At 60.0% G+C, this 12,179-nt stretch carries 7 protein-coding genes; all 7 read left to right on the forward strand.

Going from position 1 to position 12,179, the window contains the following annotated elements; translation table 11 throughout:
• Positions 1–202: 202 nt before the first annotated feature.
• The 7 genes from KQP88_RS19710 to KQP88_RS19740 all read left to right on the forward strand — a co-directional run bounded on the left by KQP88_RS19710 (position 203) and on the right by KQP88_RS19740 (position 12,142).
• Complete coding sequence (locus tag KQP88_RS19710) at positions 203–2,254, forward strand: putative bifunctional diguanylate cyclase/phosphodiesterase (RefSeq protein ID WP_216703976.1); 2,052 nt, start codon at positions 203–205, stop codon at positions 2,252–2,254.
• A 341-nt stretch (positions 2,255–2,595) separates the two neighbouring features.
• On the forward strand, positions 2,596–3,948 hold the full coding sequence (locus tag KQP88_RS19715) for an imelysin family protein (RefSeq protein ID WP_200995591.1): 1,353 nt from the start codon (positions 2,596–2,598) through the stop codon (positions 3,946–3,948).
• Between the two features lie 225 nt (positions 3,949–4,173).
• Positions 4,174–5,601, forward strand: a complete 1,428-nt coding sequence (locus KQP88_RS19720) for a di-heme oxidoreductase family protein (protein ID WP_216703977.1) — start codon at positions 4,174–4,176, stop codon at positions 5,599–5,601.
• 30 nt (positions 5,602–5,631) lie between these two features.
• Positions 5,632–6,696, forward strand: coding sequence for an imelysin family protein (locus tag KQP88_RS19725; protein ID WP_200995588.1), 1,065 nt, complete (start codon positions 5,632–5,634; stop codon positions 6,694–6,696).
• Between the two features lie 17 nt (positions 6,697–6,713).
• Positions 6,714–7,811: a DUF1513 domain-containing protein gene (locus KQP88_RS19730; RefSeq protein WP_216706004.1), complete on the forward strand. Its 1,098-nt coding sequence runs from the start codon at positions 6,714–6,716 to the stop codon at positions 7,809–7,811.
• 108 nt (positions 7,812–7,919) lie between these two features.
• Positions 7,920–9,071 carry an efflux RND transporter periplasmic adaptor subunit gene (locus KQP88_RS19735; protein WP_216703978.1) on the forward strand — a complete coding sequence of 384 codons (1,152 nt, stop codon included), beginning with the start codon at positions 7,920–7,922 and terminating at the stop codon, positions 9,069–9,071.
• Positions 9,072–9,085: 14 nt separating this feature from the next.
• The gene (locus KQP88_RS19740) at positions 9,086–12,142 is read left to right on the forward strand and encodes a multidrug efflux RND transporter permease subunit (protein WP_216703979.1); all 3,057 of its coding nucleotides are present in this window, start codon (positions 9,086–9,088) and stop codon (positions 12,140–12,142) included.
• Positions 12,143–12,179: the final 37 nt, after the last annotated feature.

Raw genomic sequence — 12,179 nt, forward strand, 5'->3', positions numbered from 1 at the left:
TCTTGTATTTACAGAGTCATACTCAAGTTCCATGCATACTTGCCCGACATAGTAGAGTTGCCTGGATCCAACGCTACGCACAGGCAGGACAAAGGAAGCAGAAATCAGCCTGATGAGCGCACACTCGTCACAGGGCTGACATAGCTGGTTTTTCGATGGGTGCAGGGTTGCACGCTCCCGGCACGAATTAAGGAATGACCATTTGAAGCTGGAACTCAAACACAGCTTGTCGGTTAAGTTGTTGCGCGTAGTACTGCTTTCAGCGCTGCTCGTGGGCGTTGTCTTGAGTTGCGCACAAATTGTCTACGATGCCTACAAGACCCACCAGAACGTGGCCAGTGATGCAGGACGTATCCTGGACATGTTCCGTGACCCGTCGACTCAGGCGGTGTACAGCCTGGACCGGGAAATGGGCATGCAGGTCATCGAAGGTCTGTTCCAGGATGACTCCGTGCGCATGGCGTCCATCGGCCATCCGAACGAAACGCTGCTCGCGGAAAAAGAGCGTCCCCTGAAATCCACGCCTACCCGCTGGCTGACAGACATCGTTCTCGGCCAGGAACGCAGTTTCACGACCCAACTGGTCGGTCGTAGCCCCTACAGCGAATACTACGGCGACCTGCGCATCACGCTGGATACCGCCAACTATGGCGAGAGCTTCATCATCAATGCGGTGATCATTTTCGTTTCCGGGGTATTGCGTGCCCTGGCCATGGGTCTGGTGTTGTATCTGGTCTATCACTGGCTGCTGACCAAGCCGCTGTCCAGAATCATCGAGCACCTGACCAGCATCAACCCGGACCGCCCAAGCGAGCACCTGCTGCCGCTGCTCAAGGGTCATGAAAAGAACGAGCTGGGTATCTGGGTCAACACCGCCAACCAGTTGCTGGCCTCCATCGAGCGCAATACCCACCTGCGCCACGAGGCGGAAAACAGCCTGCAGCGCATGGCCCAGTACGACTTCCTGACCGGTCTGCCCAATCGCCTGCAATTACAGACGCAACTGGACAAGATTCTGGTAGATGCCGGACGCCTGCAACGTCGTGTCGCGGTGCTGTGTGTCGGCCTTGATGATTTCAAAGGCATCAACGAGCAGTTCAGTTATCAGACCGGCGACCAGTTGCTTCTGGCCCTGGCAGACCGGCTGCGTGCTCATAGCGGGCGACTGGGTGCTCTGGCGCGCCTGGGTGGCGACCAGTTCGCTCTGGTTCAGGCCGATATCGAACAGCCTTATGAAGCCGCGGAACTGGCGCAGAATGTTCTGGATGACCTTGAGGCACCGTTCGCCCTGGATCTTCACGAAATCCGCCTGCGCGCAACCATCGGCATCACCCTGTTCCCTGAAGACGGCGACAGCACCGAGAAGCTGCTGCAAAAAGCCGAACAGACCATGACCCTGGCCAAGACACGTTCGCGCAACCGCTATCAGTTCTATATCGCCAGTGTCGACAGCGAAATGCGCCGTCGTCGCGAACTGGAAAAAGACCTGCGCGAAGCCCTGCCCAGGGGCCAGCTGTATCTGGTCTATCAGCCACAGATCAGCTATCGCGACCATCGGGTGATGGGCGTCGAGGCGTTGATCCGCTGGCAGCATCCCGAGCACGGTCTGGTGCCGCCCGATGTCTTCATTCCGCTGGCCGAGCAGAACGGCACCATCATCGCCATCGGTGAATGGGTGCTCGATCAGGCCTGTCGCCAGTTGCGGGAATGGCACGACCAGGGGTTCACCGAACTGCGCATGGCGGTCAACCTGTCCACCGTGCAACTTCACCACTCGGAACTGCCCCGTGTGGTCAACAACCTGTTGCAGATCTACCGCCTGCCGCCTCGCAGCCTGGAGCTGGAAGTCACCGAAACCGGCCTGATGGAAGACATCGACACCGCCGCCCAGCACTTGCTCAGCCTGCGCCGCTCAGGCGCGCTGATCGCCATCGATGACTTCGGCACCGGCTATTCGTCCCTGAGTTATCTCAAGAGCCTGCCGCTGGACAAGATCAAGATCGACAAGAGCTTCGTGCAGGACCTGCTCGACGACGATGACGACGCGACCATTGTGCGCGCCATTATCCAGTTGGGTAAAAGCCTCGGCATGCAGGTCATTGCCGAAGGTGTGGAGACCAGCGAACAGGAGGCCTACATCATTTCCGAAGGCTGTCATGAAGGTCAGGGCTACCTGTACAGCAAACCCCTGCCCGGTCGTGACATCCTGCCTTACCTGAAACAGGCGCAGCGTAGCCAGGCTGAAGTGTTGTAAAAATTGCGCCGTGCGTATTTCGCGACTAAGCGGAGCGCCGCGGGGTTCGTTCCCATTACACAAAACGTGGCGTTGACCTGAGTGGGAGCGAATTTATTCGCGAGAGGCCCGTACATCCGAAGAATACGTATCGCCTTCAATGACGTCTCGCGAATGAATTCGCTCCTACGGGTTCTTGGGGGCCCCATCAGGTGTCTTGAAACCGACAGTTACATGTCGTCGAATGCTCGTTCACGACTTTAAGGGCGTTATGCCTTTACACCGAATGCAAATCTTTCGCATTATGTCGCAGTTTTTCTGGGCGCCCGGCGCCATAAATCCCCTAGACGCAGGAATTCGTCATGATTCGTATGCCTCTGGCAACAGCTAGTCTGCTGGCCATAGCTATTTCCCTCGCCGGTTGTGGCGAAGGCAAGGACAAGGCAGCAGCCCCCGCTCCTGCTGCGGCTCCTGTGACTCCGGCAGCAGCGCCTGCCGCACCTGCTTCAGCAGCTGCAACCCAGACCGATGACGCCGCCGCCAAGGCCGTGGTCGCCAATTACACCAACATTGTCTTCGCCGTGTTCAGTGATGCCGAAAACGGCGCCAAGAAGCTGCAGACCGCTGTCGATGCTTTCCTTGCCGCACCGAACGACCAGACCCTCAAGGCTGCTCGTGATGCCTGGGTTGCCGCCCGCGTGCCTTACATGCAGAGCGAAGTCTTCCGCTTCGGCAACACCATCATCGACGACTGGGAAGGTCAGGTTAACGCCTGGCCCCTGGACGAAGGCCTGATCGACTACGTGGCCAAGGATTACCAGCACGCGCTGGGCAACCCGGGCGCGACCGCCAACATCATCGCCAACACTGAAATCCAGGTCGGCGAAGACAAGGTCGACGTCAAGGACATCACCCCCGAGAAACTCGCCAGCCTCAATGAGCTGGGCGGTTCCGAGGCCAACGTCGCCACCGGCTACCACGCCATCGAATTCCTGCTGTGGGGCCAGGACCTGAACGGCACCGGCCCAGGCGCCGGCGCACGTCCTGCCAGCGACTACCTGGAAGGTGCCGGTGCAACCGGCGGCCACAACGACCGTCGCCGCGCCTACCTCAAGGCCGTGACCGAACTGCTGGTCACCGACCTGGAAGAAATGTCGGCCAACTGGAAACCCGGTGTAGCCGACAACTATCGCGCTTCCCTGGAAGCAGAAACCGGCGAAAGCGGCCTGCGCAAAATGCTGTTCGGCATGGGCAGCCTGTCTTTGGGCGAACTGGCCGGCGAGCGCATGAAAGTGGCACTGGAAGCCAACTCCAGCGAAGACGAGCACGACTGCTTCAGCGACAACACGCACAACTCGCACTTCTACAACGGCAAAGGCATCCGCAACGTCTACCTGGGTGAATACACCCGTACCGACGGCAGCAAGATCAGCGGTCCAAGCATCTCGTCCCTGGTCGCCAAGGTTGACCCGGCCACCGACGCCACCCTGCGCGCCGACCTGGACGACACCCAGGCCAAGCTGCAAGTGATCGTCGACCACGCCAACAAGGGCGAGCACTTCGACCAGTTGATCGCAGCGGGCAACACCGCCGGCAATCAAGTGGTGCGTGACGCCATTGGAGCACTGGTCAAACAGACCGGCGCCATCGAGCAGGCCGCTGGCAAACTGGGCATCACCGACCTGAACCCGGACAACGCCGATCACGAGTTCTGATCAGCGATGTAACCGAGGCTCCAGGCCTGCACTACCGAATGCCAGTCAGGTTTTCTGACTGGCATTTTTCTGTGCACACCAAAGACATCCTCGCAGAACCGCACAACCCGTAAATTAGTAACAACACGTTGCCTCAGCCCGAGTAAACGGTAACTTTTCCTATTCCAGACCCATGAGGCTGATAAGCTTGCTCGCCCTGCTTTTCAGCTCGTTACAGAATTCGTTATGAGTATGCCGCTGCGCCTGTCCCTCGTTTTTTTATCGACTCTGGTCCTGACCGCGTGCGATGACGCGCCGCGCTTCACTCAGGCAGAACCGGGGGAGGCTCTTTCCGGTGGATCGGCCACGGTCAGGAAAAGCGACCAGAATGCCTTTTCCATGCCATCGGCCAACCTCTCGCCAGTGCGCAGGCTGGACTTCAGTGTCGGCAACAGTTTCTTCCGCAACCCGTGGGTCATTGCCCCGTCGACCACCACCGCCCGTGACGGGCTGGGCCCGCTGTTCAATACCAATGCCTGCCAGAGCTGCCATATCAAGGACGGTCGCGGTCATCCGCCCGAGCCCGGTGACAGCAACGCCGTGTCGATGCTGGTAAGGCTCTCGATTCCGGACAGCGCGGCGTACGCCGAGGTCATCAAGCGCAACGGCGTGGTGCCCGAACCGACGTATGGCGGGCAGCTTCAGGACATGTCGATCCCCGGTGTTGCACCGGAAGGCAAGGTACGGGTCGAGTACGATCCGCTGACCATACGCTTTCGTGACGGCACCACTGTCGAGTTGCGCCAGCCGACCTTGCGCATCACCCAACTGGGTTACGGCCCCATGCACCCTTACACCCATGCGTCGGCGCGTATCGCACCGCCCATGATCGGCCTCGGGCTGCTTGAGGCGATTCCCGAGGCGGCGATCCTGGCCAATGCCGATCCCGACGACAAGAATGGCAGTGGCGTTTCCGGACGCCCCAACTGGGTCTGGGACGATGCGCAGCAAAAGGTCGTCATGGGACGCTTCGGCTGGAAAGCCGGGCAACCCACGCTCAACCAACAGAATGCCCATGCGTTTTCGGGCGATATGGGCCTGACCACCCGCCTTAAACCCGTTGATGACTGCACCCAGGCGCAAACGGATTGCCGCGATGCACCGAACGGCAACGGCCCCGACGGCGAACCCGAGGTCAGCGACAACATTTTGCGGCTGGTTGAATTCTATACCCGCAATCTGGCTGTCCCGGCCCGTCGCAACGTGGATGATCCGCAAGTGCTGGCGGGCAAGAACCTGTTCTTCAAGGCCGGTTGCCAGCAATGCCATACTCCGCAATTCACCACTCGCGCCGATGCCGCAGAACCCGAACTGGCCAATCAGGTGATTCGCCCCTACAGCGACCTGTTGCTGCACGATATGGGCGAAGGCCTGGCCGACAACAGGACCGAGTTCCAGGCCAGTGGCCGCGAGTGGCGGACACCGCCACTCTGGGGTCTGGGCCTGACAGAGACAGTCAACGGCCACACACAATTTCTACATGATGGTCGCGCTCGCAACGTGATGGAGGCGATACTGTGGCACGGTGGCGAAGCCCAGGCCGCACAGCGACAGGTCCTGGCCTTTGATGCCGACCAGCGTGCGGCGCTGTTGGCGTTCCTGAATTCGTTATAAGCATTCCCTTTTCAAGAAGGAGCCGGACAGATGTTCCGACCCAAGTTGTTGTTCACCAGCCTCGCGGCCCTGGCTCTGGGCGCCTGCGCGCCATCGGATCCTCAAGCCGTGACGTCTGCCGCCATTGCCAAACAGGTGATCCTGCCGACCTACAGCCGCTGGGTCGAAGCCGATCGCCAACTGGCCAGCAGCGCAGTTGCCTTCTGCCAGGGCAAGACCGATCTGGAAAGCGCACGCGCCGACTTCCTCAAAGCCCAGAAAACCTGGGCCGAGTTGCAGCCTTTGCTGATCGGGCCACTGGCTGAGGGCAATCGCGCCTGGCAGGTACAGTTCTGGCCGGACAAGAAGAATCTGGTCGGACGTCAGGTCGAGCAACTGGTTAGCGCTCAGCCGCAGATCACTGCCGAAGAACTGTCCAAGGCCAGCGTCGTGGTTCAGGGGCTGTCGGCCTATGAATACATCCTGTTCGATGCCGAGATCGACATGGCCAACGCCGAACAGAAAGCCCGTTACTGCCCGTTGCTGATGGCAATCGGTGAGCGCCAGAAGATCCTGGCCGAAGAAATCCTCAGCCGCTGGAACAGCAACGACGGCATGCTCGCGCAACTGAGCAAGTTCCCCAACACCCGTTACGCCGACTCCCACGAAGCCATTGCCGAAGTGCTGCGCGTACAGGTCACGGCTCTGGACAGCCTGAAGAAAAAACTGGGCACGCCACTGGGTCGCCAGACCAAGGGCCAGCCGCAACCCTTCCAGGCAGACTCCTGGCGCAGCAAGTCCTCGCTGAGCAGCCTTGAAGCCAGCCTGATCAGCGCGCAAACCGTCTGGGCCGGTGTGGATAACAAAGGCCTGCGCAGTTTGTTGCCCGCCGAGCAGAAACCGCTGGCCGACAAGATCGACGCAGCCTACGCTGCCAGCCGCAAACTGCTGTCGGAACTCAAGCCGCCACTGGCCGACCTGCTGGCCAGCGACGCAGGCCGTCAGCAGCTCAACGGTTTTTACGACAGCCTGAACGTGGTTCACCGCCTGCATGAAGGCGAACTGGCCAAGGCTCTGGGTATTCAGTTGGGCTTCAACGCCAACGACGGCGATTGATCGAGAGGTTGTAGATGATGTTGCGACGCCAGGCCCTGGCCCTTGGCAGCCTGTTGCTCAGCGCTTGTACGCTGGGCGGCTGGACGCTGTTTCGGCAAAAAGGCACAAGCCCCCTGCTGCTTTCCGCTCGCGACGACAGCGACGCAAGGCACTACGCCGTGGGTTACCGGCTCGACGGCACGCAGGTGTTCGCGACCCGGGTTGCGCAGCGCTGCCATGACATCATCAATCACCCGTCCTTACCGCTGGCGGTATTCATCGCCCGCAGGCCTGGCACCGAAAGCTACCTGATCGACCTGCGCGACGGTCGCCTGCTGCAAACCATCACCTCGCAACCGAACCGGCACTTCTACGGCCATGCCGTGATTCATGCCGATGGCGAATGGCTGTACGCCACGGAAAACGACACCACCGATCCGGGACGTGGCCTGCTGGGTGTTTATCGCTTTGTCGATGAGCGGCTGGTGCATTCGGCGGAAATCCCCACTCACGGCATCGGCCCGCATCAGGTGTCCTGGATGCCGGACGGCGAAACCCTGGCAGTCGCCAATGGCGGCATTCGCACCGAGGCCGAAAGCCGGGTCGAGATGAACCTGCATGCCATGGAGCCCAGTCTGGTGCTGATGCGGCGCGACGGTACACTGCTGAGCAAGGAAACCCTTTCCCAGCAGATGAACAGCGTGCGCCACATGGGCATTGCCAGCGACGGCACCATCGTCGCCGGGCAGCAATTCATGGGGGATGCCCATGAGTCTGCCGAGCTATTGGCAATCAAGCGTCCAGGCCAGCCCTTCCAGGCCTTTCCGGTGGCGGAAGAACAACTGCGGGCGATGGGTCACTACACCGCCAGCGTCGCGGTGCACAGCGACCTGCGACTGGTTGCCCTGACCGCCCCGCGTGGCAACCGGTTCTTTATCTGGGATCTGGACAGCGGTGCCTTGAAACTCGACGCACCACTGCCTGACTGCGCAGGTGTAGGTGCGGTTGCCGATGGCTTTGTGGTGACCTCGGGTCAGGGCCGCTGCCGCCTCTACGATTGCCGCAAGCCCGAACTGGTGGCCAAGCCTCTGGATCTTCCGGCCGGACTCTGGGATAACCATTTGCATCTGGTGTAACTGCTTTCCGCGATAAATAGAGAAATGTCCTACACGCTGCCGGTTTGCAATATCCAGCACTGGAGCTAGCCTGCTTCTCAGGTTAAATATCTCCAAAGGAAGTGCAGTATGGTGCGTCGGCGCATGCTGATCATGCTGGGCTTTGTTTTGCTTGTAGTGCTTTTGCTCGCGGGCTACAAAGCATTTTCAATCTATCAACAGATTCAGCAATTCAGCGCCCCCAAACCACCGGTCAGCGTGGCCGTGGCCACTGCCAGCGAACAACCGTGGCAAAACCTTCTTCCCGCCATTGGCACCCTCAAGGCCCTGCAGGGCGTCGACCTGAGTCTGGAAATCGCCGGCACGGTGAAGGCCGTGCAGTTCGAGTCAGGGCAAAAGGTGCGCCTAGGTCAGCCCTTGCTGCAACTGGACAGCGATGTCGAAAAAGGCCTGCTGGGCACCGCCGAGGCGGATCTGGGGCTGGCTCAGGTGGAATACGGTCGTGGCAGCAGGCTGGTGGGTGATCAGGCCATCTCCCGAGGGGATTTCGACAGGCTCGCCGCACAACAGAAAAAAGCCGCTGCCTCCGTTGCCCAACTCAAAGCGTCACTGGCCAAGAAACAGATCCTCGCACCGTTCAGCGGCACCATCGGCATTCGTCAGGTGGATGTGGGCGACTATCTGGCCAGCGGAACAGTGATCGCAACCCTGCAGGATCTGAGCAGCCTCTATGTGGACTTCTACGTCCCGGAGCAGGCCGTGCCGAAGATCGCCATCGACCAGACGGTCCGGCTCAGTGTCGCGGCCTACCCGGATCAGCAATTCGAAGCCAGGGTCAGCGCCATCAACCCCAGGGTCGATGACACCACCCGCAACGTGCTGATTCGCGCCACCCTGCCCAACCCGGAGGGCCGGCTGCTGCCGGGGATGTTCGCCAATCTGCAGGTCGTGCTGCCGAGTGCTCCAAACCAGATCGTGGTGCCGGAAAGTGCGATCACCTACACCCTTTATGGCAATTCGGTATTTGTCGTGGTGCCCAAGAAAAACGAAAAGGGCGAACCGGAACCCGACGCGGCTGGCCAGCCACAACTGGCCGTCGAACGGCGCTTTGTCGTAACCGGCGAGCACCGCGCGGGGATGGTGGTCATTGCCAAAGGGCTCAAGGCTGGCGATCAGGTTGTCAGTGGCGGTCAACTCAAGCTCGACAACGGAACCCATGTGGCCATCAGCGCCGACAAGACCTTGTCCGCCGATCCGAACAGCCAGCCCCAGGCTGACTGATCAAGGAATTACTCATGGCATTTACCGATCCGTTCATTCGCCGCCCGGTACTGGCGACCGTGGTCAGCCTGCTGATCGTGCTGCTGGGCTTCCAGGCGTTCAGCAAACTGACCATCCGCCAGTATCCGCAGATGGAAAACGCCATGATCACCGTGACCACGGCGTATCCCGGCGCCAATGCCGAAACCATTCAGGGCTATATCACCCAGCCACTGCAACAGAGTCTGGCCAGTGCCGAAGGCATCGATTACATGACCTCGGTCAGCCGCCAGAACTTCTCGGTGATCACGATCTATGCCCGTATCGGCGCCGACAGCGATCGCCTGTTCACCGAGCTGCTGGCCAAGGCCAACGAGGTCAAGAACAAGCTGCCCCAGGATGCCGAAGACCCGGTATTGAGCAAGGAAGCCGCCAACGCTTCGGCGCTGATGTACATCAGCTTCTACAGCTCGGAACTGAGCAATCCGCAGATCACCGACTACCTGTCACGGGTCATCCAGCCCAAGCTGGCCACCTTGCCCGGCATGGCCGAAGCGGAAATCCTCGGCAATCAGGTCTTCGCCATGCGCCTGTGGCTGGACCCGGTAAAACTGGCCGGTTTCGGCCTGACCGCAGCCGATGTCACCGATGCAGTGCGCCGCTATAACTTCCTGTCGGCAGCCGGTGAGGTCAAGGGCGAATACGTGGTCACCAGTATCAACGCCACCACCGATCTCAAGTCCGCCGAAGCCTTTGCCGCGATCCCGCTCAAGACCGATGGCGACAGTCGGGTGCTGCTGAGAGATGTGGCGCGGGTGGAGATGGGCGCAGAGAGCTACAACGCCGTCAGTTCGTTCGATGGCATACCTTCGGTCTATATCGGCATCAAAGGCACACCCAGCTCCAACCCGCTGGATGTAATCAAGGAAGTGCGGCGCATCATGCCGGAGCTGGAAAGCCAGTTGCCGCCCAGCCTGAAGGTGTCCATTGCCTATGACGCGACGCTGTTCATTCAGGCTTCGATTCACGAAGTCGTGAAAACCCTGATCGAAGCGGTCCTGATAGTCGTGGTGATCGTGTTCCTGTTCCTCGGTGCCTTGCGTTCGGTACTGATTCCGGTCATCACCATTCCGCTGTCGATGATCGGCGTGCTGTTCTTCATGCAACTGATGGGCTACTCGATCAACCTGCTGACCTTGCTGGCAATGGTGCTGGCCATCGGGCTGGTGGTGGATGATGCGATTGTGGTGGTGGAGAACATTCATCGGCATATCGAAGAAGGCAAGACGCCGTTCGACGCAGCCATCGAAGGCGCCCGGGAAATTGCCATGCCGGTGGTGTCGATGACCATCACTCTGGCGGCGGTGTATGCGCCTATCGGCTTTCTGGAAGGGCTGACCGGTGCGCTGTTCAAGGAGTTTGCCCTGACCCTGGCTGGCGCGGTCGTGATTTCGGGCATTGTGGCCCTGACCCTGTCGCCCATGATGTGCGCCTTGCTGCTGCGCCACGATGAAAATGCCAGCGGTCTGGCCCACAGGCTCGACCAGCTTTTCGAGCGTCTGAAAGTGCGCTACCGGCGTCTGTTGCACGGCACCCTCGACACTCGCCCGGTGGTGCTGGTATTCGCCTTGCTTGTGCTGTGCCTGATTCCGATGCTGCTCAAGTTCACCCAGTCGAATCTGGCACCGGACGAAGATCAGGGCATCATTTTCATGATGGCGACCTCGCCTCAGCCCACCAACCTGGATTACATCAACGCCTACACCGATGAGTTCGTGGAGATATTCCGGGAGTTTCCCGAGTATTACTCGTCGTTCCAGATCAACGGTTTCAATGGTGTGCAGACTGGCGTGGGTGGTTTCCTGCTCAAGCCATGGGACGAACGCAGCCGTACCCAGATGGAAATCCTGCCGGAAGTACAGGCCCGGCTGGCGCAGATTCCCGGCCTGCAGATTTTCGGGTTCAATCTTCCCTCGTTACCCGGCACCGGTGAAGGCCTGCCGTTCCAGTTCGTCATCAATACGCCAAACGATTATGCCGCCCTGCTGGAAGTCGCCGAGCGGGTGAAGAAACGCGCCGTGGAATCCGGAAAGTTCGCGTTCATGGATATCGATCTGGCGTTCGACAAGCCTGAGGTTGTCGTCGATATCGACCGGGCCAAGGCTGCCCAGATGGGCGTGTCCATGCAGGATCTGGGCGGCACGCTGGCGACCCTGCTGGCGGAGGCGGAAATCAACCGTTTCACGATCGAAGGCCGCAGTTACAAGGTCATTGCCCAGGTCGAGCGGGCTTATCGGGATAATCCGGGCTGGCTGAACAACTATTACGTGAAGAACAGCGAAGGCAAGCTGCTGGCGCTCTCCACGCTGATCACGGTCAGCGACAGGGCAAGACCTCGTCAGCTCAACCAGTTCCAGCAACTCAACTCGGCAATCATCCAGGGCTTTCCCATTGTCAGCATGGGCGAGGCCATCGAGACGGTTCGCCAGATCGCCAGCGAAGAAGCACCGGCAGGCTTCGCGTATGACTATGCGGGCGCTTCACGCCAGTACGTCCAGGAAGGCAGCGCCCTGTGGGTAACCTTTGCCCTGGCGCTGGCGATCATCTTCCTGGTGCTGGCAGCCCAGTTCGAGAGCTTTCGAGACCCGCTGGTGATTCTGGTCACGGTGCCGCTGTCGATCTGCGGGGCGCTGATCCCGCTGTTTCTCGGGCTGTCGAGCATGAATATCTACACTCAGGTCGGGCTGGTGACGCTGATCGGCCTGATCAGCAAGCACGGCATCCTGATCGTCGAATTCGCCAATCAGCTACGCCACGATAAAGGACTGTCGGCACGGGAAGCGGTGGAGGAAGCGGCAGCGATTCGTCTGCGCCCGGTGCTGATGACCACGGCAGCCATGGTATTCGGCATGGTGCCCTTGATTCTCGCGACAGGCGCAGGAGCGGTAAGCCGCTTCGATATAGGAATCGTGATTGCCACAGGCATGTCGGTGGGAACCCTGTTTACCCTGTTCGTGCTGCCCTGCGTGTATACGGTGCTGGCTGCCAAGGACAAACCGGTTGGTGCTGCGCGCTCAGTGCCTGCAAATTAAAGGCTGAAAAGCGGAAAGCCCCTTAAAGGGGCTCTGG

Origin of the sequence: Pseudomonas lijiangensis (assembly GCF_018968705.1) — a bacterium.
Taxonomy (GTDB): Bacteria; Pseudomonadota; Gammaproteobacteria; order Pseudomonadales; family Pseudomonadaceae; genus Aquipseudomonas; species Aquipseudomonas lijiangensis.

What these genes read in the sequence shown, in the direction of transcription:
- KQP88_RS19720 (WP_216703977.1), top strand. Translation starts at nt 4,174, where the DNA reads ATGAGTATGCCGCTGCGCCTGTCCCTCGTTTTTTTATCGACTCTGGTC.
- KQP88_RS19740 (WP_216703979.1), top strand. Translation starts at nt 9,086, where the DNA reads ATGGCATTTACCGATCCGTTCATTCGCCGCCCGGTACTGGCGACCGTG.
- KQP88_RS19715 (WP_200995591.1), top strand. Translation starts at nt 2,596, where the DNA reads ATGATTCGTATGCCTCTGGCAACAGCTAGTCTGCTGGCCATAGCTATT.
- KQP88_RS19735 (WP_216703978.1), top strand. Translation starts at nt 7,920, where the DNA reads ATGGTGCGTCGGCGCATGCTGATCATGCTGGGCTTTGTTTTGCTTGTA.
- KQP88_RS19730 (WP_216706004.1), top strand. Translation starts at nt 6,714, where the DNA reads ATGTTGCGACGCCAGGCCCTGGCCCTTGGCAGCCTGTTGCTCAGCGCT.
- KQP88_RS19725 (WP_200995588.1), top strand. Translation starts at nt 5,632, where the DNA reads ATGTTCCGACCCAAGTTGTTGTTCACCAGCCTCGCGGCCCTGGCTCTG.